Origin of the sequence: Streptosporangium sp. NPDC050855 (genome assembly GCF_044456585.1) — a bacterium.
Classification (GTDB): Bacteria; Actinomycetota; Actinomycetes; order Streptosporangiales; family Streptosporangiaceae; genus Streptosporangium; species Streptosporangium longisporum.
This window is the reverse complement of record NZ_JBITFY010000005.1, coordinates 286,588-310,661: the sequence shown is the minus strand read 5'-3', so window position 1 is coordinate 310,661 and position 24,074 is coordinate 286,588. Positions and strand designations below refer to the sequence as shown.

Here is a 24,074-nt window from a genome sequence, read left to right as displayed (position 1 = left end):
GTCACACTCCTGGTGTGGGCCGGCGTCGTGACCGTCCGAGGGGGAGCCGGCGCAGGACGACGGCGGCGTGGACGAGTTCGCCGCAGCCGAGCACGGTCACCGCGCCGAGCGCGCCCGCCCAGGGCACGACGGCGAAGGCGAGCGCCCCCATGGCGACGAGGGAGACGGCCGCCCCGTACGCGGTCGTCCGGAGTGTCCGCGGGGTGGCGTTCTCCATCAGGTAGTTGACGCTGCCCATCGCGAAGAGGATCGGCACGCAGGCCGCGTACAGCACCAGGACCCCGGGCCCGCCCAGGTCCCTGAGCAGCAGGAGCGAGGCGCCCAGGGTGAGCGCCAGGTAGGGCACCCCGGCGAGCACCAGCAGCCGCAGCCAGCGGGCGAGCGTGCCGAGCATCGAGGTCAGGTCGCGCTGGTGCAGTTCGCGCGACACCTGCGGCTGCAGGATGCGCAGCAGGTAGGCGAAGGCGTTCAGCAGGACCGAGGAGACGATGACGGCCAGGTAGAGCCCGCCGCTCTCGTCCTCGGCACCCGTCACGGACAGCGCCAGGAACAGCAGGCTGACCGAGACGCCGCCCACCACGTCGGCGACCGCCATGAGCGCCGAGGTGCCGACCGAGACGCGGACCAGCGTCCTGCGGCGCAGCCCGGTGAAGTCGGGCCGCAACCCGGCCAGCAGCGCCGCGTTGAGCACGATCAGGGTGAGGGTGTACAGGGCCAGGAACGTGGTGGGCGGGGTGCCCGTCACCGCGGCGACCGTCAGCCCGGCCAGGACCGCCGCCAGGACGAGATGGTTGGCCACGTCCCTGCCCGGCCGGTCCACGGCGCGGCTCAGGCCGACCAGCACCTGGTTGCCCCCCGCGCAGATCGCCCACAGCCCGGCCAGGCCCGGCAGCAGCGGGTCGTCGCGGCCCAGGAGCAGCACGGCCAGGACGGCGAGCGAGGCCAGCAGCAGCACGGCGGCGAGCGCGACGAAGATCCCGATCAGCCGGTCGACGGTGCGCCGGGCCCGCGGGACGAGCTTCAGCGCGCACTTCTCGATCCCGAGGGAGGCGATCGGGAGCAGGAACGCCGCCCCGCCCATGGCCGCGGCGTAACCGGCGTAACCGGTGGGACCCCACGCGCCCGCCAGGGCGACGTTGGCGAGCACGACCGTCCCCCGGTAGCCCATGCGCGCGCCGACGAGCGACGCCATGACCTTCGGGGCGACGGCGAACAGGTTCCTGGCGGTCACCCCGGGACCGGTCGTTCCGGTGCCCGTCATCCGGGAGCGTCTGCGTAGTCGGAGGTGACGAACTTCCCCTTGCCCCCCGGCGTGATCGTCACGGACTCGGCCGTCACCACCTCCAGCGGGAAGTCGCCCCCGGCCAGCTCGAAGAGCCTGGCCCGTACGCTCTCGAAGAGCCCGTCCGCGCCGTCCGCGCCGTCCGCGCCGGGGACCACGTGCAGGCGGACCAGCCCGGTGGCCTCCTGGTGGACGAAGCACTCGCTGATCCCCGGATGGGTGGCGGCCAGGTGCAGGAACGCGTCGGGGTAGAGCCGCTCACCGCCGGGGAGGGTGACGAAGTCGTTGCTGCGCGCCTTGGTCAGCCGCAGGACGCGGAACCTGCGCCCGCACCCGCACCGGCCGGGCTCGATCAGGCCGATGTCCCCGAGGTCGTAGCGGATGAGCGGCATGGCCCGCTCCAGGAACGAGGTGACCACGACGTGGCCCTCCTCGCCCGCGGGCAGGGTCCGCCCCCGGTCGTCGACGATCTCGCAGTGGACGCGGTCCTCGCTCAGGTGCGCCCTGCCGTGCGTGCAGTCGTAGGCGACGTTGAGCACCTCGAACGCGGAGTACTCGTCGAACACCGGCGCGCCGAACCTCTCGGCGAACATCGCCCGGTGCTCGGGGAGCAGGAGCTCGGACTCGGTCATCACGATCCGCAGGGTCCGTCTCAGCCGGGTCAGCTCGGCGTCGGTGAGGGCGCGCAGCAGCGCGCGCAGGTGGACCGGGTAGCCGATCAGGACCTTGGGCCGGTTGGCCAGCAGCTCGGCCTTGATCTCCGCCATCGGCCGGTGCGACAGGATCACGTGCCTGCGGAACAGGTTGAGGCGCTCGAACATCCGGGCGGGCGGGGCGAACGGCCGGATGTGGGTGAGCCGGTCGGTCGGCAGGTAGCGTCCGGTGGCCAGGAACCGGCGGACGAGGGCGGCGCCGTGGTAGTCGTGGGAGGCATCGTCGTGCAGGATCCGCACCCGCCGGCCGGTGCTGCCGCTGGTCTGGAAGGACCTGCACGTCGCCGGGTCGACACCGTCGGCGAGCAGGTTCTCCAGCGGCCGTTCGCGCAGCACCTCCTTGTCGAGCACCGGCAGGTCCGACAGGTCGGCCAGGGCGGTCAGCGGCGGGCGGGAGTAGCGGGGGTCGTCCCGGTAGTACGGGACGCGGGCCCGGGCGTACTCGATCATCCGGTTCAGCTCGCGCAACTGCCGCCGTCGCAGGGCGGAGGGGCTGCCGTACTGCCTGGCGACGGTGACCGGGATGTAGCAGGCCTCGCGGAGGAACACCGGTCAGCCCCTGTTCGCGGGGGAACCGTCCGCTCGGGCGGCGTCCGTCCCGGAGGCGTCGGAGGTGCCGGGGGCGCCGGGGGCGCCGGGGGCGTCGGCGACCCGGGAGACCCCGGGAGCGGTGGAGGCGGCGGGGGCGTCCGGGCCGTCCGCCCGGGAGCGGGGCGAGCGGACCAGGGCCTCCCACCAGCGCTGCGGGGAGAGGAAGACCAGGAGCGCCAGGATCACGTGCACGACGATGAACGCGTAGGCCTCCATCTTGGTCGGCGGGTGGCCGATGAAGACCGTGATGTGCGAGGCCCACTCCCACACCTCGGGAATCGTGGCGTAGGCCGGGTCGGTGTGGTCGTTGACCGTGAGGAAGGCCAGGTCCTCCAGGCCGGACAACATCAGCAGCAGCATCCCGTAGGAGAGCCTGCGCACGGTCGCGGCCGTGCCCCCGCCGAGCCGGTAGGCCAGCGCCAGCGCCAGGATGATCATGGGCGTCAGCGTGAGGACGTGGTAGTAGAGGTTGCCGAAGGAGGTCGGGTCCTCGGAGATGGCACCGCCGAAGAAGAAGATCTTCGGTACGAAGTACAGGAAGTAGAGCAGGAAGGTCGGCGGGATGAGCAGGAGCGGGAGCCGCATCCGCTTCGCCCACTCCACGTCGAGCGCGGCCACCGCCTCCGCGGCCATCACGAACGGGACCAGCTTGAACAGGAAGAGCCAGAGCGACTTCACCTCGCGGTCGTGTGGCAGGCCGAACCAGACGATCGCCGCGGCGATCACCGCCAGCGAGGCGAAGATCGCGAATCTGCGGTGCTTGGGGGGGATCATTCTGACCCTTTCTCATCGTTCTCGATCACGAACCGCAGGGTTTCCAGCGCCCTGTCCCGGGCCGGCATCAGCGACTCCCTGGTGTCGGCGACCACCATCAGGTAGCCGAGTTTGTGCGCGGCCTGCCGGTAGGCGTGCACCCGGTCGCCGGGTGACTTGAACACCTGCACGTCCACCACCTCGGGCATCTGCAGCAGCGCGTCCATGCCGACCACGTCCCGCAGGACGCCGTCGGCCTCCGAGGTGAGGATCTGCAGCATGGCGGTGCGCCGGAAGGGGGCGTTGATCTCCAGCGGCTCGCCCAGCGCCAGCCGGATCGCCGCCTCGACCGTGTTCAGCCCGAACGCGTGCCGCACCATCAGCGGCATGCCGTTGCCACCGAGCCGGGCGCCCATCTCGATGAAGTGGATGTCGCCCTCGGGCGTCAGCACGAAGTCCAGGTTGACGGGGCCGTGCTCGTGCCCGGCCTCCGCGCAGATCATGACGATCGCCTCCCGGAGCCGCGCGTGGACGGACGCGTCGAGGTCGGCCGGCACCACGTGGGCGAGACTGATCATCTCCGGCGGGCCGGTGATCGTGCGGTCGGTCACCGCCATGAAACCCAGCCGGCCGCCGGTGAAGAAGCACTCCGCCGAGCAGTGCCTGCCGGACACGATCTCCTCGATGATCACCTGGTGCGAGAAGGAGTACTTCCAGGCGTGCTCGATCGCGCCCCGCAGGTCCGCCGGGGTGCCGATGGCCGTGATGCCCTTGCTGCCCGAGGAGTCGGCGGGCTTGACGATCAACGGGTGGCGCATCCGCCCGGCGGCGGCCAGCAGCACCTCGGTGCTGCCGTCCTGCACGTACGCGTGGCTCGGCAGGCCGAGCCGGGCGACCAGCGCGCGGAAGAACCCCTTGTCGACCGAGCAGCGCAGCGCGCCGGGGGACGGCTGGTGCGCCGTGCCGTAGATCCGGCTCAGCTCGGCGACGGACTCCTGGGCGGCGTCGCTGGCCGGTGAGATCACCGCCGCGACGTCGATGGGCCCGAGCGTCGCCGCGATGGCCGCGGGGTCCCTGCTGGTCATGCAGAGGAACCGGTCGGCCTCCGCGGCGCCGAGCGCGTCCGGCCGCTGGTCCACGCCGATCACGTGGTAACCGAGCCGCCGGGCCTCGCGGTAGGCGGGGATCTGGTCCTCGCCTCCGCCGAGCACGATGATGTTCCGGGCGCTCAACTGACGTCCTCCCAGATGTCGGCGGTGAGGTAAGGCGTCTCCTGGCCGTAGAGGGCCTCGTCGGCGCGGACGACGATGTTGGCCTCGCGGATCTGGTAGCGCGGCATCCCGATCGCCTGCACCCGCATGACGCGCACGAGATAGCGGGCCACCACGACCACGACGAGCAGCGTGATGAGGCTGGTGGCGAGCCCGGCCGTGGCCAGCGCGTCGTGCCCGGCGAAGCCCGTCCAGAACAGTTCGAGGAGCAGCACGCCCGCGGCCAGCATCGCCGTGGCCAGCGCGTAGAGCCAGACCAGCGGCCGGAAGGAGAAACCGACGAAGAGCTCGATGGCGTGCCCGGCGAGCTTGCGCAGGTTCCACTTGCCCTGGCCTGCCACCCGGGGCCGGTGCGAGGTGGGCAGGGTCGTGTACCGCGCGCCGAGCAGCGGGGCGGTGGCGGAGAAGTAGGGCGTGGACAGCCGGCTGTCGACGACCTTGCGCGCCACGCAGGTACGGGCGATCCGGAACACCGAGGCGCCCGCAGGGATCTCGATCCCGAGCCACCTGCGCGCGATCATCTGATGTCCCCAGGTACCGAGACGCCGGTACCACGGGTCCTGGCGGTTCTCCCTGACCGCGAAGACCACGTCGTAGCCCTCCAGCGCTTTTTCCACCAGGCGGTGCATCTCCTCGGGCGGGGACTGCAGGTCGGCGTCGAACTGCACCGTCCACGGCTTGGAGGCGTACTTGAAACCCGCCGAGAAGGCGGCCTCCAGGCCGAAGTTCCGCGCGAAGGAGATGTACTTGACCAGGGGGTCCTGGGCGGCGAAGGACTTGATCGCGTCCAGCGTGCCGTCGTCGCTGCCGTCGTCGATGAACAGGATCTCGACGTCGTCGTACCGCAGCAGCTCGGACCGGATCTCGCGGTAGGCCTGCTCGACGCAGGCGGCCTCGTTGTAACAGGGGATCATGGCTGTGATGCCGGGCCGCGGCATGCGAGCGTTCTGCGCGCTCGCACCCGCGGCCGCCATGGGCGTCGGCGACATGTTCGGCGGAGGGGTCGTGTCAGTCGAACATCGCGTTCATGGTCTCGTGGGTCGCTTCCTTCTTCAGGTCGGACTCACTTCCCCAGCACGTGTTGAGGATGATGCGCGTCCGGTCGGCGTTGAGGGGGATCGTCCGATGCAGGGTCGTGTCCGAGCGCAGGAAGTACAGGTCGCCGGTGACGTGCCCGTAGGTCTTGATCGGGTGCTCCAGCAGGTAGTCCTCGACCTGCGGGTCGTTCTTGTCCCAGTCGGTGTGCGGGATGCACTGCAGCTGGCCGCCGTACTTCGCGTCCGGCGCCTCGATGATCCAGATGACCGTGAAGCTGAAGTCGCCCCAGTGCCAGCCGTGGGTGTCGCCCTTCCTGTGCTGGCGGATGGCGATGTACTTCTCCTCCTCCCACGGGCACTCCAGCACCGGCTGCGCGGCGAGCCTGGACAAAAAGCCCATCAGGGCCTGCGACTCGTAGACGGCAGGGATGAGCTCGCTGCCCTTGGCGATCGCCTGCTGGCTGATGGTGGTCATGTACCGGGGCGTGTTGCCGGTCTCCTTGAGGTGGATGTCGATCCGCTGGCCGTGCTCGTCGAGGAGACGGTGCACCTCCTGGGAGACCTCCTGGAACAGGTCGTCGGGGACCAGGCCCCGCAGCTTCACGTATCCCTCCCGCCGGTAGTGCTGGGAGAGTTTGCGCACGACCTTGCCGTCGGCGTACCGGGTCTCGATGTGCTCGCGGATGCGCTGGTCGGTCTGCTCTTTCAGGGTGGGGTTCGCCATGGTGTCCGGGCGCCTTTCTCTGCGTTCACGGTGTCTGTCCGGCGAAAGGCGCGGCTCTCGGGGAGGACCGGCGCTTTTCACGATCTTCATGGGGCGGGTCGCGTCCGGGGCCGGCCCACCGGCTCCGGACGGGACGTCAGGTCTGTCCGCGGGCGACCAGCACAGGGGTGCCGTGCCGGGGGCAGAGTTCGGGCACCAGACCGGCGGTGCCCGGCGGGACGACGTTCACGAGCGTGGGACGGGTACGGCGCAGCATGGTGAACAGCGGTCCCGTGGCGTGCGGCCGGACGTGGACGCGCCGCCAGTTCGTGTGCATCCGGCCGCACTCGCGGTGCCGGGCCCCGAGGTAACCGAGACGGGCGTCCCACAGCACCTCGGCCGGCCGGCCGGCGCCCCGGTCACGCCCTCGCGGCCCGCCCGCGTCCGCGTCCCCTCCGCGGGGCCCGCTCCCGGCGGGCACGGCGTGCTCGTGCAGCTCGCCGAGGGGCCTGCGCAGGAACACGCGCACCTGCCCGGTGTGACCCCGGCGCAGTTCCTCGACCTGGCCGGGGTCACCGAGCAGTCCGGGCTCGCGGGCGTCGTGGAACGCCCGGATCCCGTCGGAGCGCAGCCTCGGGTCGGCCGTCTCGGCGTGCGCGCAGAGCAGCACCGCGTAGCGGCCACGCCGGGGTCCCAGCCGCCGCCAGTCCAGCAGCGCCGTCCGCACCTCGAACAGCGGGCGGTCGCTCCGGTGGACCCCGGTGAGCCGCAGCGCCTCGTACAGCTCGCCGGGCTCGCCGAGCCACGGCACCACGTCCGTACGCGGAAGGTGCGGGGCGGCGAAGGGGTACAGCGTGGGCAGCAGGTCGTCCAGGCCGGCCGCGGGCAGGGGAGCGGGATCGTCCAGGACGGCCCCGGCGTCGGCCCACATCTCCCGGTAGTGGGGCACGGTCGCGAAGGCCCGTGCCACCGCGGCCCGGTAGGCCCGCTCACCGGCGCGCCACGAGTAGCCGCGCGATTCCCCGAACATGCCCCGTCCCCCGTCGTTCCCCGTCGTTCCCGTGGTTCCCCGTCGTTCCCGCCGTGCCTCGCCGTCCGGTCAGTTGAAGGTGTTCTGGTCGTGGACGAGCAGCCAGCGCCCGTCGCTCCGGGCGAAGACCAGCGTGAGGTGGTAGGTCTTCCGGTACGGGGCGCCCTCGGGGTCGACGTCGTCGTAGGCGACGGCGAGCAGGGCGAAGGCCGAGTCGCCGGTCTCGCTGACGCGGACGGTCTCCGAGCTCATCGACCAGTCCTGGTCGGCGAACCAGTCGCGGTGGAACTTCGCGATCTCGTCCTTGCCGGTCAGCAGCGTGCCGTTGGGCAGGATCAGCGTCGCGTCCTGGTGGACGGTCTCCAGGTAACCGTCCAGGTCCCGCTCGTCGATCGCCTTCAGGTGCCGGGCGAGCGCCTCGTCGAACTTCATCGTCCTGTCCTTTCCACGGGTCACCACGGGGCGACCACGAGGGTCTGCGGTACGAGGTCGCAGCCGAACCGCTGCTTGAGCTCGGCCATTCCCTTGCCGAACTCGATCCCGTCCCGGCCTTTCCGGATCATGTAGTCGATCTCCTGGAGGTAGAGATCGAAGTAGAGGTCGCGACGGCCGCCGTCCCGGATGTCCAGGGAGCCGGTGACCGTGGTGATCAGCCGGTCGCCCGTGTCGAAGGCCAGGTCGAACGAGAGCAGCCGGTTCCCTTCGCGGTGCCCGAAGTAGCACACGCCGCCCTCGCCGTTGAGATGGCCGAAGTAGCCCAGGGGGATGGGGGGTCTGCCGCCGCCGTGCTTCAGGTCGGTCAGGTGCGCCAGCCTGCTGGCCTGGGCGGGGTCCACGGTGCCGACGGCGTGCAGCGGCTCGGTCGTCTCCGCGGCCTCGGCGTGGATCCGGCGGAACCGCTGCCGCCGCCCGCGCGGCAGCCCGGCGAGGTACTCCTCCGGGTCGGACCAGCGGTTGACCAGCAGGGTGTTCGGCGCGGTGGCCACCCGGGGGCGGGACCGGCCCGCCACCAGCGGCAGTTCGCCGGTGCCGACCTGCCGGTACACGATGCCCAGGCAGTGCCGGCCCAACCGGCGCCGCGTCGCCCTCTCGAACGCCCTCAGCACGGCCCGGCGCTCCACCTCGTCGAGCCTCGCCGCGAAGGCGAAGCCGGGGGTGAACCCGAGCGGCAACCGGCAGTCGAACCATCCGGCCGGGGGCAGCGACCCGGGCCGCGCGTAGCGGTCGCGGCGGGCGGGCAGGCCGCCCACGTCACCGAGGAACATGCCCGCCACCTGGCCGCCGTCGCGGACCACGGCGAGGCGGACCGGGCGCTGGGCGCACCAGGCGTACGCGGTGAGGGCGTCGGCCTGCCAGGCGGCGGCGAGCCGCTCCTGCTTGCGGAAGATCTCCCAGTCGGCGGGTACCGGCTCGGCCGTCGGGTCGACGATCTCAACGTGCACCGGGATCACCCGACCGTAACCGGGCCAGGACCCGTTCGCGCAGGGGACGCTCGCCGCGGTCGGCGTAGGCGCGGACCGCGGCCACGATCGCCTCCCGGCCGAAGACCTGCTCCAGCCGCCTCAGCGGCGGGCCGTCCTGTGTGCCGAACAACGTCAGGGTGAGCGTCCGGTACGCGTCGCGGGACCAGCGTTCCGGCAGGTCACCGGTCGCGATCAGCCCGGCGGCGTCCGGGACGTCGTCCCGCTCGGCGTCGATCCAGCAGCGGCCGTGCACCGCCAGCCACGCCCGCGCGTACCGCGCGCGCTCATGGGCCTCGGGGGTGCCGCCGAGCTCGGCGGCGACGAGGCCGGTGTCGTAGCACAGGCCGTGCAGCAGGCCGAGCACGGTCCGCATCCGCGGCGCCGGAGCGGGCACCTCCTCGTCGGTGGTGAGCTCGTGGAGCACGCGCGCCCGCCGGTCACCGCCGCGCGCCGCGTCGAGGAACGCGTCGTAGGCCGCGTAGCTCCCCAGGAAGCCCGCGCGTTCGGTGCTGATCCGGAAGTCGGCCTTGCAGTTGGTCCTGCCGTACAGCCAGAGGATCATGGCCGGAGGCATGATCGGGAGCAGGTCGCCGAGCGTGATGCCGCCACCGCGCGAGCCGGAGACCTTGCCCCGGTCGGCGAACTGGCGGACCAGCCCGTAGGGCACGATGACCGGCTGGCGGGAACCGAGGAACCGCCGGTAGATCACCCGGGTGCGGTCCATCGTGCTGCCCGCGCTGCAGTGGTCCTGCCCGGCGGGCTCGCAGTCGATCTGCTCGTGGGTGACCCGCAGCGTCCAGTCCAGCGCCCACGACGGCTTGACGACGCCGAGCCTCCCGGTCACCGCGATCGCGCCGCAGGACCGGCAGGCGTAGCGCACCCGCGCCGCGCCGAGGCCGAGGATGACGGTGGTGCCGCGGCCGCACTGCTCGCAGTAGACGTTGAACAGGCCTTCCGGCGCCTTGGCCCCGAGCAGCTTCGCGAGTTTCCCCGCGTGCCGCTGGTAGCGCCCCTGCAGGCGGGTGTAGGTCCCCGCGAGGTAGCGTTCGTGCTGGTAGTGGGTCTGCCAGTGCGAGCCGGGCGGGGTGCGGCCGTCGGCGTCCGCCTCGGGAGGGCAGATGCCGGCCTGCTTCAGCTCGGTGATGTAGCGGCGGCAGATGGCGGTGGAACGCGCCGGGACCGCGCCCAGCGGGCGCGCGGCGTACCCGGCCAGCTCCGGCTGCCGGGCGGCCTGGCCGGCGCGGATCGGGTCGAAGTCGTCGAAGCTCAGCAGGATCGCCGACCGGCGGCCCATCCGCCGCAGCGCGCGGTGCACCAGATGGGCGATCGCGGTGTCCCGGAAGTTCCCGACGTGGAACGGCCCGCTCGGCGACATGCTGGTCTGGATGAGGATGCGCCGCTCCGGCGGATGCCGCCTGGCCAGCCGGTCGGCGTAGTCGCAGGCCCAGTGCGGCTGGGACGCGTCCTGCCGGAAGAGGTCGGCGTAGTCGTCGTCGCGCGCGGCGCGGGTCCCCAGGTTCATCGCACCCCCTACTGGGCCGCGGGGACCGGGGCCGCCAGCGGCCCGGTGCCCGGCCGCCCGGGTGCCGTCCCGCCGGCGGACGCCTCGTCGTCCCACAGGCCCGGATGGGCGCGGAACCATTCCACGGTCCGTTCCAGGCCCTCCTCGATGGGGACGCGGGGGGTCCAGCCCAGCCGGGTGCGGGCCAGCGTGATGTCGGGGCACCGCACCGAGGGGTCGTCCTGCGGACGCGGGACGAAGGCGATCTCGGAGGACGAGCCGGTGAGCCGTTTGATCCACTCGGCGAGGTCCAGCATCGAGATCTCGTGCGGGTTGCCGAGGTTGATCGGCCCTTCGAGGTTGGAGTTGAGCATGCGGACGATCCCGTCGATCAGGTCGTCCACGTAACAGATCGACCTGGTCTGGCTGCCGTCCCCGGAGACGGTGACGGGCTCGCCGCGGAGCGCCTGCCGGATGAAGGTGGGGATGGCCCTGCCGTCGAAGGGACGCATCCGCGGGCCGAACGTGTTGAAGATCCGCACGATCGCCGTGTCGACGTCACCGGCACGCCGGTAGGCCATCGTCATCGCCTCCGCGAAGCGTTTCGCCTCGTCGTACACTCCCCGCGGCCCGATCGGGTTGACGTTGCCCCAGTAGCCCTCGGGCTGCGGGTGGACCAGCGGGTCGCCGTAGGCCTCGGAGGTCGAGGCGAGCAGGAACCGCGCCCCCTTCTCCTTGGCGAGCTCCAGCGCGTTGAACGTCCCGCTGGAACCGACGCGCAGCGTGTCGATCGGCAGCCGCAGGTAGTCGGTGGGAGAGGCCGGGGAGGCGAGATGAAGAATCGCGTCCAGTTCTTCGGGAACTCTGAGATGCAGGGACACGTCGGCGCGGAGCATCCGGAACCCCGTACGGGGCATGAGGTGCTCGACGTTGGTCGTCGATCCCGTGGAGAAGTTGTCCACGCAGGTGACGTGGTATCCCTCCCCCAGGAGGCGTTCACACAGATGGGAGCCGAGGAATCCGGCGCCACCCGTGATGGCGATGTGGGGATGGTTCATGTGCCCTTCCCGGAAGATAAGAGCGTGGCGCTCGCGGGGGCGAGCCCGAAAATCTTCGAGGAGGCCGTACGGCCTACGTGGCGGGTCTCAGTGAACTGTCGGGATTTTTGCGCATGCAGAAATCGAACGGTGAATCTTGACTCCCGGGTCAGTCGAGAAGACCGCACTGTCGGCTGTTCCGTGACGCGGTCCCGCAGGTGAGAAGCATTTTTTCACGTGAAAGTATCTTTTTATCGAAAGTCCCCGGACTCCGATATTTCGGGAGCGTATAGATTGCCGGTCATTCAATCAAGTAGGACATATGCCCACATAGTGCCACAAACTGCCTATTCATTGGTTAAAGCGGTCAGCCGATATGGACCTAAAACATCGACGTCCGGATGGGCGCGACGAAGGGGTGTCGCCGTTCCCGCCGCTCACGACGGGTATTCGCGGCGCCGGTGAATATGGCCGTGCACGTTCCAAAGCGCCTGCTCCTGTCCGGCCCGGAACGCGCGGACGAATGTTGCCGTTGATTCGGTCTGGTCTTACCGAAGTATTCGGCGATCCGTTTTCGGGGTCAGGTGACGGTGCCGGATCATCCGGCGGCGAGACGGACGAAAGGCGGGTTCCGGGCTGCGCGGCCCGGAACCCGCCTCTCGCACACGTGCCCGCAGGGGCGCCCTGCCCCCGAGGCAGGCCCGTGTCCCCTGAGGCGGCCGGTGCCCCCCGGAAGGCCCGGGAGGCGTCCGACGGCTCCAGGGGACGCGCGTGTCAGACGGGGTAGTCGTCCGCGGCCACGACGACGCCCCCGGTGTGGTGCAGCACCATGAACGCGCCCTTGCGCAGCTTCCCGTCGCCCAGCCGGCCGGGCCGGTCGCCGGTGCCGCCGCCGGCCAGGCCGTCGATCCCGGAGATCAGCTCCGGCAGGACCTTGCCGTGGCTGCACAGCGCCACGGACCGGTCCGAGGCCAGGGCCTCGGTGACCAGGCGCAGGCAGGCGTCGGGGTCGTAGCGGCTCTCCGACAGGGCCGGTTCCAGCCGCACCGGCAGGCCGGACCGTTCGGCGTACGGCTGTAGCGTCCGCACGCACCGCTCGCTGGGGGAGCTGACCAGTTCCGCCGGGCCGAAGGCGCCCAGCAGGCCCGCCAGCGTCTCGGCCTGCCTGCGGCCGTTCTTGTCCAGCGGCCGCTCGTCGTCGTCGCCCTTCCACTCCTTGCGGCTGCCGGCCAGGGCGTGCCGGACCAGGACGAGCGGGGTGGTCGCCGGGGAGACCTCGCCGAACGCGCGCAGCAGCACGACGTCCGCCTCGTAGCTCAGGCGCCGCCCGGCCTCCCGCACCGGCAGCCAGGCCACCTCGTCGACCTCGTCACCGGGGGTGAACGGCCCCTCGGCGACCATCCTGGCCACCCAGTGCTCGACCCGCTTGGGCCGCCCGCGGTGGATGTAGCGGGTCGGCGGCAGCGACCGGCCCAGCTCCACGGTCAGCCCGGTCTCCTCGGCCACCTCGCGCAGCGCCCCGGCGACGGCGTGCTCGCCGCGCTTGAGCTTCCCCTTGGGGAACGACCAGTCGTCGTACGCGGGCCGGTGGACGAGGGCGACCTCGGGGGCGTCCGGGGAACCGCGCCACACGAGCGCTCCGGCCGCGCGGATCAGGTCGTCCGGCTCGCGGCCGTCGTCAGTCATCGATCGTCCTCCACCTGCGCGTGCCGATCAGATAGGTCTGCAGGTCGTCACCGGGGTGCCGGGTCCAGGTCCCGTCCGGGTTGAGCCACCAGGTGGCGGTCTCGTCGGCCATGGCCCGGTCCAGCAGGTCGCTGAGGTAGTTCCGCTGCTGCTGGCTGGAGACCTTGACCAGCGCCTCCACGCGCCGTTCGATGTTACGGCGCATCATGTCGCCGCTGCCGATCCAGATCTCCGGGCGGCGCCCGTGTCCGAACTCGTAGATCCGCGAGTGTTCCAGGAAGCGGCCCAGCACGCTCCTGACCCGGATGTTCTCCGACATGCCCGGGACGCCCGGCCGGAGCGTGCACACCCCCCGCACCCACAGGTCGACCGGCACGCCGGCGTTCGAGGCCCGGTAGAGGGCGTCGATGATCGGCTCGTCGACCAGGGAGTTCGTCTTCATCCTGATGCTGGCCGGGCGGCCGGCCTCGTGGTGGGAGATCTCCCGCTCGATCCTGGCCAGCAGCCCGCCGCGCAGCGAGTGCGGGGCGACCAGCAGCCGCCGGTAGGCGGAGTGGTTGGAGTAGCCGGTCAGGTGGATGAACAGGTCCGTGACGTCCTCGCCGACCAGCCGGTCGGCGGTGAGCAGGCCCAGGTCCTCGTACAGCCTGGCGGTCTTGGGGTTGTAGTTCCCCGTGCCGATGTGGCAGTAGCTGCGCAGCTCGCCCGAGGACTCCTGCCGTACGACCAGGGCCAGCTTGCAGTGGGTCTTCAGCCCCACGACGCCGTAGACCACGTGGCACCCGGCCCGCTCCAGCTTGCGCGCCCAGGTGATGTTGGCGTGCTCGTCGAACCTGGCCTTGATCTCCACGACCACCACGACCTGCTTGCCCGCCTCGGCCGCGTCGATCAGCGCGTCCACGATCGGCGAGTCACCGCTGGTGCGGTAGAGCGTCTGCTTGATGGCCAGCACGGCCGGGTCGGCGGCGGCCTGCTCGATGAAGCGCTGCACGCTGGTGGAGAACGAGTCGTAGGGGTGGTGCAGCAGCACGTCCCGCTCGCGCAGCACCGCGAAGATGTCGTCCTCGACGTGCACGACCTCGGCCGGGACGAAAGGGCGGAAGCTCAGCTCGCCCCGGTCCAGGTCGGCGATCGCGTGCAGCCCGGTCAGGTCCAGCGGCCCGGGCAGCCGGTAGATCTCGTGGTCGGCCACGCCCAGCTCGTCCACCAGCAGTTCCAGCACCTCGGGCGTGATGGTCTCCTCCACCTCCAGCCGGACCGGCGGGCCGAAGCGGCGCTTGAGCAGCTCGCGCTCCAGCGCCTGCATGAGGTTCTCGGTGACGTCCTCGTCGACGTCGAGGTCCTCGTTCCGGGTCACCCGGAAGACGTGGTGCTCGACGACCTCCATGCCCTTGAACAGCTGCCCCAGGTGGGCGGCGATCACGTCCTCCAGCGGGACGAACCGGTTCGTGGACGCGGTGACGAAGCGGGGGAGCTGGCTGGGCACCTTGACCCGGGCGAAGACCGTGTTGCCGGTCGTCGGGTTGCGCACGGTGACGGCCAGGTTCAGCGACAGGCCCGAGATGTAGGGGAAGGGGTGGGCGGGGTCGACGGCCAGCGGCGTCAGCACCGGCCTGATCCGCTCCCGGAACAGCTTGCGCATCTCGGTGCGCTCGTCGCGGCCCAGGTCGTCCCAGCGCACGATCTCGATGCCCACCGCGCTCAGCTGCGGGCAGATCCGCTCGTAGAAGCAGGCCGACTGCCGCTGGGCCAGATCGTTGGCGATCGCCGCGATCCTGGCCAGCTCCTCGCGGGGCTTCAGCCCGCTCTTGGTACGCAGCAGCAGGCCGGTGGCCATCCGCCGTTTCAGCCCGGCCACCCGTACCCGGAAGAACTCGTCCAGGTTGCTGGCGAAGATGGCCAGGAACCGCACCCGTTCCAGGAGGGGCAGGGACGGATCCTCGGCCATCTCCAGAACGCGCTGGTTGAACTGGAGCCAGCTCTCCTCCCGGTTCAGGAAGCGGTCCTGCGCCAGGGGGAGCCCGTCAGGGGTGGGTTGGGTGGGTTCAGCGGACATATGACCAGAATGCCCGCTTTGGTTGAACGGAACGTTAATTTCGTCTCAACGGGCGCTGTTGCTTACCCGCTCGTCTCGATCTTTGCCCGTTCTTGGGAAAAGACGTCGGCCCCCTTGACCTCGCCGCGCCCGGCCGCCCTGGCCTCCTTCAGGCGCGCCCTCTCCTGCTCCTTGAGCTCACGCTCCCACGCCTTCTCCTGCTCGCGCAGGTCGCGCAGGCGGATCTTCTCCTGCTCGCGGGCGGCCTTCTCGGCCTCGCGCCGCTCGCGTTCACGGGCCTTCTCCTGCTCGCGCAGGTCGCGTAGCCGGGCCTTCTCCTGCTCGCGGGCGGCCTTCTCGGCCTCGCGCCGCTCACGCTCGCGGGCCTTCTCCTGCTCCCTGGACTCCCGCTCGCGCGCCTTGGCCAGCTCGCGGAGCTCCTTGTCCGTACGGGCCGGCACCTGGGACGCGGGACGCGCATGCGGCTGGGACGCGGGCGGCTCCCCGGCGCGCTGCGGCGCCGGGACCGGCCGCTGTTCCAGGTCGCGCGAGGTCGAGGTCAGCCGGGGGGCCGCGGCCAGGCCGGTCAGGCCGTTCCACGCCAGGTTCACCAGGTGCGCGGCGACCTCCTGCCGCGGAGGGGTCCGCACGTCCAGCCACCACTGGCCGGTCAGCGCCACCATGCCCACCAGCATCTGGGCGTACATCGGGGCCAGGGTGGGCTCGTACCCCCGCTCGGCGAACTCGTCGACCATGACGTCCTCGACCTGGCTGGCGATGTCGTTGATCAGGCTGGCGAAGGTGCCGGTCCCGGAGGCGGCGTGCGAGTCGCGCACCAGGATGCGGAACCCCTCGCTGTTCTCCTCCACATAGGCCAGCAGGGCCAGGGCCGCCCGTTCCAGCTTGATCAGCGAGTGCGAGGCGGACAAGGCCTCGGTCACCATGCCGAGCAACTTCTGCATCTCCCGGTCGACGACGACCGCGTACACGCCCTCCTTGCCGCCGAAGTGCTCGTAGACCACCGGTTTGGAGACGTTGGCGGTCGCCGCGATCTCCTCCACCGAGGTGCCGTCGAACCCCTTCTCCGCGAAGAGGGTCCTGCTGATCTGAATCAGCTGTTCCCGGCGTTCCTTACCTGACATGCGCCGACGGGGTTCACTCACGGTTCTCATAATGACCTGTTTCATTGCGACGCCAGCGCGTCGCGGTGAGGCCGCTCAGATCCGGCGCTGTGCTCATGGCGACGCTAGCGCGTCGCTGTGAGGCCGCTCAGATCCGGCTCCTTCCCTCGTCGAGGGGGATCGCTCGTTCCTCACGATTCCCCTCTCCTCGGTCCAGTCGCCGGCGCGGCCTCACGGGAGTCCCTCGGGAAAAGAGATCGGGGCGTTCGGAAGACCGGTGGACGGTCTGGTCCCAGGGGCCCGGTCCGTGTCCGGTCAGGTGGTGGCGATGCGCTTGGCGGCGAGGCGCTCGGGAGTGGGCCAGCGGACGTCGTAGGCCCAGCCGGCCTTCTCGAACATGCGGATGACGCCGGCGCTGAGGTCGATCTGCCCCTTCAGGGCGCCGTGCCGGGCGCAGGTGGGGTCGGAGTGGTGAAGGTTGTGCCAGGACTCGCCGAAGGACGGGATGGCCAGCCACCACACGTTGCGCGACTTGTCACGGGACTCGAAGACCTCCTCGCCGAAGACGTGGCAGATCGAGTTGATCGACCAGGTCACGTGGTGCAGCAGGCCGATCCGGACCAGCGTGCCCCAGAAGAAGCCGGTCGCCATGCCCCACCACGACCAGGTCAGCAGGCCGCCCAGCAGGGCGGGCGCGACGATCGTGGTGATCGCCAGCACCGGGAAGAGCTTGTGCAGCCGGACGATGTCCGGGTCCTTGACCAGGTCGGGGGCGTACTTCTGGCGGTTGGCGCGGTCGGTCTCGAACAGCCAGCCCATGTGCGCCCACAGCAGGCCCTTGGACACGGCCACGAAGCCGGTGCCGAAGCGCCACGGCGAGTGCGGGTCGCCGTCCTTGTCGGAGAACTTGTGGTGCTTGCGGTGGGTGGCCACCCAGTCGAGCACCGACATCTCCATCGCGAGGCTGCCCGCGATGCCCAGCGCGATCTTCAGAGGGCGCTTGGCCTTGAACGAGCCGTGCGTGAAGTGGCGGTGCAGGCCGACGGTGACGCCCAGCCCGGTGACCACGTAGAAGACGCCCGCGATCAAGACGTCGGACCAGCCCAGACCCCAGCCCCAGGCGAACGGGATCGCCACCAGCAGGGCGACCAGCGGGGCGCCGACGACCACGCCGAAGGTGATGATCTCGGGCAGGGTCTTCCGCTCGGGGTCGACGTCGGATTTGGGTCCTGGAGCAGGACGTTCTTCGATGACGGTCATGCGCTACCTCGCGGTGACTCGGAAAGAACAAACTCATGTGGCTACGCCACCGTAACCTACGCCATCGTAAGTTAGGAATGCATGAGCGCCGAAAGTATGAAAGACGGCTCCCCGGCCTGATGTCATGCCTGATGCCATGTCGGGTTCACCCTGTCTCCTACCCGCCCTCGACCTGCTAAACGACAGCACGCCCGCCGACGGGCGTCCGGGCCGGTCCCGATCGCCGGGGGACGGGCGTGCGAACAGGGGCGCGTACGGCGCGGAAGGCTCTGTATCGTAGGGGGGCCGGGTGTGCGGGCCCTGTCCCCGATCGCCTGGTCGGTCCGGCATTGGGTAATTGGCAGCCCGCAAGGTTTTGGTCCTTGTTGTCCAGGTTCGAGTCCTGGTGCCGGAGCCATCCCTCCTGTCTGGTTTATTGATCAGCCTGGTCGGCTGGGTGGGTCCCAGGGGGGAGAGGTATCCTCACGTTGTCGAGCAGGTGACGGCGCCGTGCCCCGGGGATGGCCATCCGTCATCGCGCTTCGCCATGTCTCAGCCGCGACGCCGAGGGAGCCTCGTCCGTGAGTGTGCCGCGCCCGGCAGCCGTCATCGTCCTCGCCGCCGGTGAGGGCACCCGGATGAAGTCGAGAACACCGAAGATTCTTCATGAGCTGTGCGGCCGCAGTCTGGTCGACCACATGCTCGCCGCCGCCAGGGGGCTCGAACCCGAACGGCTCATCGTCGTCATCGGTCACGAACGGGAACGGGTCCGGGCACACCTGGCCGGCACCGGCCCCGACGTGCAGACCGTCGTCCAGGCCGAGCAGAAGGGCACCGGCCACGCGGTCCGGACCGTCCTGGAGACCGTGGGCACCATCGGCGGCACCGTCCTGGTGACCTACGGTGACACGCCGCTCCTGCGGACCGAGACCCTGGCGGCCCTGCTGGACCGGCACGGCGAGGACGGCAACGCCGTCACCGTGCTGACCGCCGAGGTCCCCGACCCGTACGGGTACGGCCGGATCGTCCGCGACGCCTCCGGGGCGGTCCTGAAGATCGTCGAGGAGAAGGACGCCGACGCGCGGGAGCGGGCGATCCGGGAGATGAACTCCGGCGTCTACGCCTTCGACGGCACCCTGCTGGCCGACGCCGTCAAGCGGGTCTCCGCCTCCAACGCCCAGGGCGAGGAGTACCTCACCGACGTCCTCGCCATCCTCCGCGAGGACGGGCACCGGGTCGGCGCGCACATCGCGGCCGACTACGTGGAGGTGGAGGGCGTCAACGACCGCGTGCAGCTCGCCTTCGCCCGCAAGGTGCTCAACGCGCGCCTGCTGGAGGCGCACATGCGGGCCGGGGTGACCGTGATCGATCCCGCCACCACCTGGGTCGACGTGGACGTCGTCCTCGAACCCGACGTGGTGCTCCATCCCGGCACCCAGCTGCACGGCCGTACCCGGATCGCCGAGGGCGCCGAGGTCGGCCCCGCCACCACGCTCACCGACACGGTCGTCGGCGAGGGGGCGCTGGTCCGCAACGCCGTCTGCGTCGAGGCGGAGATCGGCCCCGAGGCCCTGGTCGGGCCGTACGCCTACCTGCGGCCGGGCACCGTGCTGGCCCGCAAGGCCAAGGCCGGCACGTACGTGGAGATGAAGAACGCCCGGGTGGGCGAGGGCGCCAAGGTCCCGCACCTGAGCTACGTGGGCGACGCCACCATCGGCGCCGGGGCCAACATCGGCGCCTCGGCGATCTTCGTCAACTACGACGGGGTCGACAAGCACCACACGACGGTGGGCGAGCACGCCTTCGTCGGGTGCGACACCATGCTCGTCGCGCCGGTGACCATCGGCGACGGCGCCTACACGGCCGCGGGCTCGGTGATCGACGCCGACGTGCCCCCCGGGGCCATCGGTGTGGCCCGCGGACGGCAGCGCAACATCGAAGGGTGGGTCGTGCGCAGGCGCGCGGGCACCAGATCGGCCAAGGCGGCGCTGGGCGCCGCCGAGACCGGGAAACAGCAGGGGAGCCAGAGTGAGTGAGCGAAGCGAGCGGCCCGGTGGGTACGGCGGCGGCATCGCGCGGACATCGGCGTGCCGTCAGGCGAGGAGGACGGCATGAGCGGTATCAAGCAGACCGGTGAGAAGAACCTGATGTTCTTCTCCGGTCGCTCGCACCCGGAACTGGCGGACGAGATCTCCAGTCACCTGGGGGTGGGCGCGACGCCGACCACGCTGCGCGACTTCGCCAACGGTGAGATCTACGCCCGCTACCAGGAGTCCGTCCGCGGCTGCGACGCGTTCGTCATGCAGAGCCACACCTGGCCGATCAACCAGTGGATCATGGAACAGCTGATCATGGTGGACGCCCTCAAGCGCGCGTCCGCCAAGCGGATCACCGTGATCATGCCGTTCTACGGCTACGCCCGCCAGGACAAGAAGAGCAAGGGACGCGAGCCCATCACCGCCCGGCTCATGGCGGACATGTTCAAGACCGCGGGCGCCGACCGGCTGATGTCGATCGACCTGCACACCTCCCAGATCCAGGGCTTCTTCGACGGCCCGGTGGACCACCTGTTCGCCATGCCCGTCCTGGTGAACTACCTCAAGGACAAGCTGGACCTGGAGAACACCACGGTCGTCTCGCCCGACACCGGCCGGGTGCGGCTCTCGGAGCGTTGGGCCGACACCCTCGGCACCCCGCTGGCCTTCATCCACAAGCGCCGCGACCTCGACGTGGCCAACCAGGTGAAGGTGAACGAGGTCGTCGGCCGGGTGCGGGGCCGTACCTGCGTGCTGATCGACGACATGATCGACACCGCGGGCACGATCTGCAAGGCCGCCGGCGCGCTCTACGAGCAGGGCGCCACCAACGTGGTCGTGGCCGCCACCCACGCGGTCTTCTCCGACCCCGCGGTCGACCGGCTGAAGAACTCGCAGATCTCCGAGGTCATCGTCACCAACACGGTGCCGCTCCCCGAGGACAAGCGGTTCGACAAGCTCACGGTCCTGTCGATAGCCCCCCTCATCGCCCGCGCGATCACCGAGGTCTTCAACGACGGCTCCGTCACCAGCCTCTTCGAAGGCGACAGCTGACCCCACACCCGATCGATCCTCACCACCGCCCGGGAGCGCCCAGCCTTTGTTCCCGGGCGCCCTCATGCTCTGCGTCGGTTACCCCCGCCCGATCAAGCCCCCCAGGGACCCCAGTGAGACCGCGCCGGCGACTGGACCGAGGAGAGGAGGATCGCGAGGAACGAGCGATCCTCCTCGACGAGGGAAGGAGCCGGATCAGAGCGGTCTCACCGCGACGCGCAGCGTCGCCATGAGCACATCTCACCGCGACGCGCAGCGTCGCCATGACACTGTATGGTTGAGGGATTGTGTGCGCTCGTAACGCCTTCCGCTAGGGCGGGTGAGGGGGAGCGCACCTTTTCCGCTCCCGAGATCCCTAGGAGATCAGCCGTGTCCGAAGTGGTAATCACCACCGAGCTCCGTGACAAGTTCGGAAAAGGCGCCGCGCGCAAGATCCGCCGCGAGAGCAAGGTACCCGTCGTCCTGTACGGACATGGCACCGAGCCCCAGCACCTGTCGCTGCCCGGTCACGACCTGCTGCTCGCCCTGCGTACGCCGAACGTGCTGATCCGCCTCGAGGGCGCGGTCACCGAGCTCGCGCTCCCCAAGGGCGTCCAGCGTGACCCGATCAAGGGCTTCCTGGAGCACGTGGACCTCATCCTGGTCAGGCGTGGCGAGAAGGTCACCGTCGAGATCCCGGTCACCGTGGTGGGCGAGGTCGCCGACGGCATCCTCGACCAGCAGCTCGTCTCCATCTCCGTCGAGACCGAGGCCACGCACATCCCCGAGGGCGTCGAGGTCGACGTCGAGGGCCTGGAGATCGGCACGCAGATCACCGCCGCCGACCTGAAGCTGCCCGAGGGCACCACCCTGGCCGCCGAACCCGAGGCGCTGGTCCTGATCGTGGCCCCGACCCCGGTCGCCGAGCCCGAGCCCGACGCCGACACCGCCACCTCCCCGGCCGCCCTGGCCGCCACGGGCGACGACAACGAGAACGCCGAGTAGCCTTCTCTGCCGGACCTGTCAGGGCGGCTCGCGTGCGAGCCGCCCTGACGCGCGCATGAAAGGGATCACATCGTGGACCGCTGGTTGGTCGTGGGTTTGGGAAACCCCGGGCCTGAGTACGCCGGGAACCGGCACAACGCGGGGTTCATGGTGCTCGACGAGCTCGCCGCGCGGGCCGGCGGGCGGTTCAAGGCGCACAGGTCGCGCGCGGAGGTGCTGGAGGGCCGTCTGGCGGGAGCTCCCGCCGTGCTGGCCAAGCCGCTCTCCTTCATGAACCTCTCCGGAGGGCCGACCAAGGCCCTGGCCGACTTCTACAAGGTGGAACCGGCCCGCGTGATCGCGGTCCACGACGAGCTGGACGTCCCGTACGGAGCGCTGAGGGCCAAGCTGGGCGGTGGCGACAACGGCCACAACGGGCTGAAGTCGATCACCAAGTCCCTGGCGACCAAGGACTACCTCCGGGTGCGGTTCGGCATCGGCCGTCCGCCGGGCCGGATGGACGCCGCCTCCTACGTCCTGCGTGACTTCGCCACCGCCGAGCGCAAGGACCTGGGGTTCCTGGTCGACCGGGCCGCCGACATGGTGGAGTCGCTGATCAAGGCCGGCCTGGAGCCGACCCAGAACGCCTTCCACGGCATCGACCTGAACGTCTCCGGCCCGCCCCGCTAGCGATAGACATCTCATGGCGACGCTGGCGCGTCGCGGTGAGTCCGCTCGGATCCGGCTCCTTCCCTCGTCGGGCGTGGTCGCTCGTTCCTCACGACCACGCCCTCCTCGGTCCAGTCGCCGGCGCGGACTCACCTGGCGCAGACTCACGGGGTGTCTCCGGCCTGGTCCCATGAGGCCACCGGCCGGGAGTAGTGCTCAGGGGTAGGCGCCCGGGCGGACGATCATGATGACCACGACGATCGCCCACAGCAGGTTGTAGATCCCGGCGAGCATGCTCAGGGTCCGCAGCCGTCCGCCGTCGTCGGGGTCGGCGAGGGCGTCGCGCTGACGCGGATAGATCTGCAGGGCGAGCAGCCCGCCCGCCCCGGCGGTGAGGATCATGGAGACGTTGACCCAGATCTCGTCCATCCGGCCCTGGACGAGGGCCAGGGCGATCCCCACGACGGGCACCACGACGCCGAAGACGCCGTACACGCGGGTGATGCGGTGCAGCGCGACGGCCACGGCCCGGCTGCGCTCCTCCTGGGGCTCCGGCCGCGGGCCCGCGGGCGCGCCCACGGCGGCCGGGTTCACCACGACGCCCGCGGCCACCGGGGCGTAGCGGGGGAACAGGCTCGCCGCGACGGCCGAACCCCCGACGAACACGATGCCGGCCAGTACATGGATCGACAGCAGCAGACCTTCCACGGGCTCTCCTCCTCTACCTTCAGTCAGGCTGAAGCCTAGCAGTGCTTTCAGTCGGCCTGAAGGTCGGGAGGGAACGGTGACGGAGGCCGGGGACGCCGTCGTCGCCCGGCCGGCTCCCGCGGCGCTGCTCAGGGCGGGAAGGGACCTTCGAAGGCGGCGCGTACGGTGTCGGCGATCCGCCGCTGGATCGGGTCGGCGTCCGGGCCGAACAGCCGCTCGTCGACCTCGGACACGGCCCCCATCGCCGCCCGCATCAGGCGCGTGCCCTCGGGGGTGAGCTCGATCGCCGAGGCGGACCCGGCGCGGGCGGTGGTGTCGCGGACGAACCCGGCGGCGGACAGCGCCTTCACCGCGGTGTGGACGCTCTGGACGGTGATCCCGGACATCCGCGCCAGGTCGCTGAACGACGCCCCGGGGACCGCGGAGACGTGGCCGAGCAGACCGAGCCTGCTGACCGTCAGCCCGAGCGGAGCCAGGGCGGCGCCCAGCTCGGACTCGATCCGGTGCGCCAGGGTGAGCAGCACGATGGAGGGGCTGGTCACCGGCGGCCCCGAAGGGCCTTTCCCGACCGTCACCCGTCCTCCCTCGTGAAGGCCATCAGGTTCTGCAGGAGCTCGGCCTGCTCGACCGCGTCGTCCAGGGCGTTGTGGGTGTGCGGGCGGCCGGAGTGCAGGTGGGCGGGCATCTGGCGCTTGGTGGCCCAGCCGATCGGCACGCCCGCCTTGGCCGCGTACAGCGTCTTGAGGTCGATGCAGCGCGAGTGCCCGAACGGCGAGGCGCCGGTGAAGCGCATGAAGTACCAGTACATCCACATCCAGTCGTAGGAGAGCGGGTAGGCCGCCAGCACCGGCGAGCCGTTCCCGCTCGCCTCGCGGATCCACCCCGCGGCCTCCCGCATCGCCTCGGCCGGGTCGCGGCCCTCGCGGACCAGCCTGTCCCGGTCCAGCCCGCTCACCGCGAGCGCCTCGGGGACGTGGTCGTCGCTGATCGGCCGCAGCTCCGCGTAGAAGGTGCGGCTCTGCGGGTCGACGGGCTCGAAGACCCTTCCGGTCATCCGCCCGGCCACCGCCATGCCGAAACTGATCATCGAGTACGGCCCCGGAATCGGGCCATCGGCCTCTATGTCCACAGAGATGTACGTTTCCGTCTTCAACCCTCGGGCCTTTCCAACCGCCGATAGCAT

At 70.6% G+C, this 24,074-nt stretch carries 22 protein-coding genes and 1 tRNA gene; 5 read left to right on the top strand and 18 right to left on the bottom strand.

Annotated elements, in window-relative coordinates; all coding sequences use genetic code 11:
• Position 1: 1 nt before the first annotated feature.
• The 15 genes from ACIBCT_RS13935 to ACIBCT_RS13865 form a co-directional block, all read right to left on the bottom strand.
• Positions 2 to 1,261: a hypothetical protein gene (locus tag ACIBCT_RS13935; protein ID WP_399188230.1), complete on the bottom strand. Its 1,260-nt coding sequence runs from the start codon at positions 1,259 to 1,261 to the stop codon at positions 2 to 4.
• Entirely contained in the window at positions 1,258 to 2,544 is a 1,287-nt protein-coding gene (locus ACIBCT_RS13930) for a phenylacetate--CoA ligase family protein (RefSeq protein WP_399188228.1), read from the bottom strand. Before ACIBCT_RS13930 ends, ACIBCT_RS13935 begins: the two co-directional genes overlap by 4 nt.
• A 3-nt stretch (positions 2,545 to 2,547) precedes the next feature.
• Positions 2,548 to 3,360, bottom strand: coding sequence for a hypothetical protein (locus tag ACIBCT_RS13925; RefSeq protein WP_399188226.1), 813 nt, complete (start codon positions 3,358 to 3,360; stop codon positions 2,548 to 2,550).
• Positions 3,357 to 4,571 (bottom strand): ATP-grasp domain-containing protein, encoded by a 1,215-nt coding sequence (locus tag ACIBCT_RS13920; RefSeq protein ID WP_399188223.1) that lies wholly within the window; start codon positions 4,569 to 4,571, stop codon positions 3,357 to 3,359. The genes ACIBCT_RS13925 and ACIBCT_RS13920 overlap by 4 nt, the downstream gene beginning before the upstream one ends.
• Positions 4,568 to 5,524 carry a glycosyltransferase family 2 protein gene (locus ACIBCT_RS13915; RefSeq protein ID WP_399188221.1) on the bottom strand — a complete coding sequence of 319 codons (957 nt, stop codon included), beginning with the start codon at positions 5,522 to 5,524 and terminating at the stop codon, positions 4,568 to 4,570. The genes ACIBCT_RS13920 and ACIBCT_RS13915 overlap by 4 nt, the downstream gene beginning before the upstream one ends.
• A gap of 94 nt (positions 5,525 to 5,618) precedes the next feature.
• Positions 5,619 to 6,371, bottom strand: a complete 753-nt coding sequence (locus tag ACIBCT_RS13910) for a hypothetical protein (protein WP_399188219.1) — start codon at positions 6,369 to 6,371, stop codon at positions 5,619 to 5,621.
• 136 nt (positions 6,372 to 6,507) lie between these two features.
• Positions 6,508 to 7,380: a hypothetical protein gene (locus tag ACIBCT_RS13905; protein WP_399188217.1), complete on the bottom strand. Its 873-nt coding sequence runs from the start codon at positions 7,378 to 7,380 to the stop codon at positions 6,508 to 6,510.
• A gap of 69 nt (positions 7,381 to 7,449) precedes the next feature.
• Positions 7,450 to 7,812, bottom strand: coding sequence for a YybH family protein (locus ACIBCT_RS13900; RefSeq protein ID WP_399188215.1), 363 nt, complete (start codon positions 7,810 to 7,812; stop codon positions 7,450 to 7,452).
• Positions 7,813 to 7,832: 20 nt separating this feature from the next.
• The gene (locus ACIBCT_RS13895) at positions 7,833 to 8,822 is read right to left on the bottom strand and encodes a hypothetical protein (protein WP_399188213.1); all 990 of its coding nucleotides are present in this window, start codon (positions 8,820 to 8,822) and stop codon (positions 7,833 to 7,835) included.
• Entirely contained in the window at positions 8,812 to 10,365 is a 1,554-nt protein-coding gene (locus tag ACIBCT_RS13890; protein WP_399188211.1) for a hypothetical protein, read from the bottom strand. Before ACIBCT_RS13890 ends, ACIBCT_RS13895 begins: the two co-directional genes overlap by 11 nt.
• An 8-nt stretch (positions 10,366 to 10,373) precedes the next feature.
• Positions 10,374 to 11,402 carry a UDP-glucuronic acid decarboxylase family protein gene (locus ACIBCT_RS13885; protein WP_399188209.1) on the bottom strand — a complete coding sequence of 343 codons (1,029 nt, stop codon included), beginning with the start codon at positions 11,400 to 11,402 and terminating at the stop codon, positions 10,374 to 10,376.
• A 753-nt stretch (positions 11,403 to 12,155) separates the two neighbouring features.
• On the bottom strand, positions 12,156 to 13,067 hold the full coding sequence (locus ACIBCT_RS13880; RefSeq protein WP_399188207.1) for an NUDIX domain-containing protein: 912 nt from the start codon (positions 13,065 to 13,067) through the stop codon (positions 12,156 to 12,158).
• Positions 13,060 to 15,123, bottom strand: a complete 2,064-nt coding sequence (locus tag ACIBCT_RS13875) for an RNA degradosome polyphosphate kinase (RefSeq protein WP_399188205.1) — start codon at positions 15,121 to 15,123, stop codon at positions 13,060 to 13,062. The genes ACIBCT_RS13880 and ACIBCT_RS13875 overlap by 8 nt, the downstream gene beginning before the upstream one ends.
• A gap of 62 nt (positions 15,124 to 15,185) precedes the next feature.
• On the bottom strand, positions 15,186 to 16,274 hold the full coding sequence (locus ACIBCT_RS13870; protein WP_399188203.1) for a TetR family transcriptional regulator: 1,089 nt from the start codon (positions 16,272 to 16,274) through the stop codon (positions 15,186 to 15,188).
• 264 nt (positions 16,275 to 16,538) lie between these two features.
• Positions 16,539 to 17,483, bottom strand: a complete 945-nt coding sequence (locus ACIBCT_RS13865; RefSeq protein ID WP_399188201.1) for an acyl-CoA desaturase — start codon at positions 17,481 to 17,483, stop codon at positions 16,539 to 16,541.
• Between the two features lie 322 nt (positions 17,484 to 17,805).
• On the opposite strand from ACIBCT_RS13865, the gene ACIBCT_RS13860 reads away from it, so the two are divergent.
• The 5 genes from ACIBCT_RS13860 (at position 17,806) to pth (ending at position 22,204) form a co-directional block, all read left to right on the top strand.
• A tRNA-Gln gene (locus ACIBCT_RS13860) sits at positions 17,806 to 17,880 on the top strand.
• A gap of 163 nt (positions 17,881 to 18,043) precedes the next feature.
• Positions 18,044 to 19,498, top strand: coding sequence for a bifunctional UDP-N-acetylglucosamine diphosphorylase/glucosamine-1-phosphate N-acetyltransferase GlmU (gene glmU, locus ACIBCT_RS13855; protein WP_399188200.1), 1,455 nt, complete (start codon positions 18,044 to 18,046; stop codon positions 19,496 to 19,498).
• Positions 19,499 to 19,573: 75 nt separating this feature from the next.
• Positions 19,574 to 20,551, top strand: coding sequence for a ribose-phosphate diphosphokinase (locus ACIBCT_RS13850; protein WP_399188198.1), 978 nt, complete (start codon positions 19,574 to 19,576; stop codon positions 20,549 to 20,551).
• A 369-nt stretch (positions 20,552 to 20,920) separates the two neighbouring features.
• Positions 20,921 to 21,535, top strand: a complete 615-nt coding sequence (locus ACIBCT_RS13845; RefSeq protein ID WP_399188196.1) for a 50S ribosomal protein L25/general stress protein Ctc — start codon at positions 20,921 to 20,923, stop codon at positions 21,533 to 21,535.
• A 72-nt stretch (positions 21,536 to 21,607) separates the two neighbouring features.
• Positions 21,608 to 22,204, top strand: a complete 597-nt coding sequence (gene pth / locus ACIBCT_RS13840) for an aminoacyl-tRNA hydrolase (protein WP_399188193.1) — start codon at positions 21,608 to 21,610, stop codon at positions 22,202 to 22,204.
• Positions 22,205 to 22,399: 195 nt separating this feature from the next.
• Here the strand turns inward: pth and ACIBCT_RS13835 are convergent, their stop codons facing one another.
• The 3 genes from ACIBCT_RS13835 to ACIBCT_RS13825 all read right to left on the bottom strand — a co-directional run bounded on the left by ACIBCT_RS13835 (position 22,400) and on the right by ACIBCT_RS13825 (position 23,978).
• Positions 22,400 to 22,891: a hypothetical protein gene (locus ACIBCT_RS13835; protein WP_399188191.1), complete on the bottom strand. Its 492-nt coding sequence runs from the start codon at positions 22,889 to 22,891 to the stop codon at positions 22,400 to 22,402.
• Positions 22,892 to 23,019: 128 nt separating this feature from the next.
• Positions 23,020 to 23,466, bottom strand: coding sequence for a MarR family winged helix-turn-helix transcriptional regulator (locus tag ACIBCT_RS13830; RefSeq protein ID WP_399188189.1), 447 nt, complete (start codon positions 23,464 to 23,466; stop codon positions 23,020 to 23,022).
• Entirely contained in the window at positions 23,463 to 23,978 is a 516-nt protein-coding gene (locus ACIBCT_RS13825; RefSeq protein ID WP_399188187.1) for an exonuclease, read from the bottom strand. Before ACIBCT_RS13825 ends, ACIBCT_RS13830 begins: the two co-directional genes overlap by 4 nt.
• Positions 23,979 to 24,074 lie beyond the last annotated feature (96 nt).

What these genes read in the sequence shown, in the direction of transcription:
- ACIBCT_RS13935 (WP_399188230.1), bottom strand. Translation starts at nt 1,261, where the DNA reads ATGACGGGCACCGGAACGACCGGTCCCGGGGTGACCGCCAGGAACCTG.
- ACIBCT_RS13925 (WP_399188226.1), bottom strand. Translation starts at nt 3,360, where the DNA reads ATGATCCCCCCCAAGCACCGCAGATTCGCGATCTTCGCCTCGCTGGCG.
- ACIBCT_RS13915 (WP_399188221.1), bottom strand. Translation starts at nt 5,524, where the DNA reads ATGATCCCCTGTTACAACGAGGCCGCCTGCGTCGAGCAGGCCTACCGC.
- ACIBCT_RS13910 (WP_399188219.1), bottom strand. Translation starts at nt 6,371, where the DNA reads ATGGCGAACCCCACCCTGAAAGAGCAGACCGACCAGCGCATCCGCGAG.
- ACIBCT_RS13905 (WP_399188217.1), bottom strand. Translation starts at nt 7,380, where the DNA reads ATGTTCGGGGAATCGCGCGGCTACTCGTGGCGCGCCGGTGAGCGGGCC.
- ACIBCT_RS13900 (WP_399188215.1), bottom strand. Translation starts at nt 7,812, where the DNA reads ATGAAGTTCGACGAGGCGCTCGCCCGGCACCTGAAGGCGATCGACGAG.
- ACIBCT_RS13890 (WP_399188211.1), bottom strand. Translation starts at nt 10,365, where the DNA reads ATGAACCTGGGGACCCGCGCCGCGCGCGACGACGACTACGCCGACCTC.
- ACIBCT_RS13885 (WP_399188209.1), bottom strand. Translation starts at nt 11,402, where the DNA reads ATGAACCATCCCCACATCGCCATCACGGGTGGCGCCGGATTCCTCGGC.
- ACIBCT_RS13880 (WP_399188207.1), bottom strand. Translation starts at nt 13,067, where the DNA reads ATGACTGACGACGGCCGCGAGCCGGACGACCTGATCCGCGCGGCCGGA.
- ACIBCT_RS13875 (WP_399188205.1), bottom strand. Translation starts at nt 15,123, where the DNA reads ATGTCCGCTGAACCCACCCAACCCACCCCTGACGGGCTCCCCCTGGCG.
- ACIBCT_RS13870 (WP_399188203.1), bottom strand. Translation starts at nt 16,274, where the DNA reads ATGAGAACCGTGAGTGAACCCCGTCGGCGCATGTCAGGTAAGGAACGC.
- ACIBCT_RS13865 (WP_399188201.1), bottom strand. Translation starts at nt 17,483, where the DNA reads ATGACCGTCATCGAAGAACGTCCTGCTCCAGGACCCAAATCCGACGTC.
- ACIBCT_RS13850 (WP_399188198.1), top strand. Translation starts at nt 19,574, where the DNA reads ATGAGCGGTATCAAGCAGACCGGTGAGAAGAACCTGATGTTCTTCTCC.
- ACIBCT_RS13825 (WP_399188187.1), bottom strand. Translation starts at nt 23,978, where the DNA reads ATGATCAGTTTCGGCATGGCGGTGGCCGGGCGGATGACCGGAAGGGTC.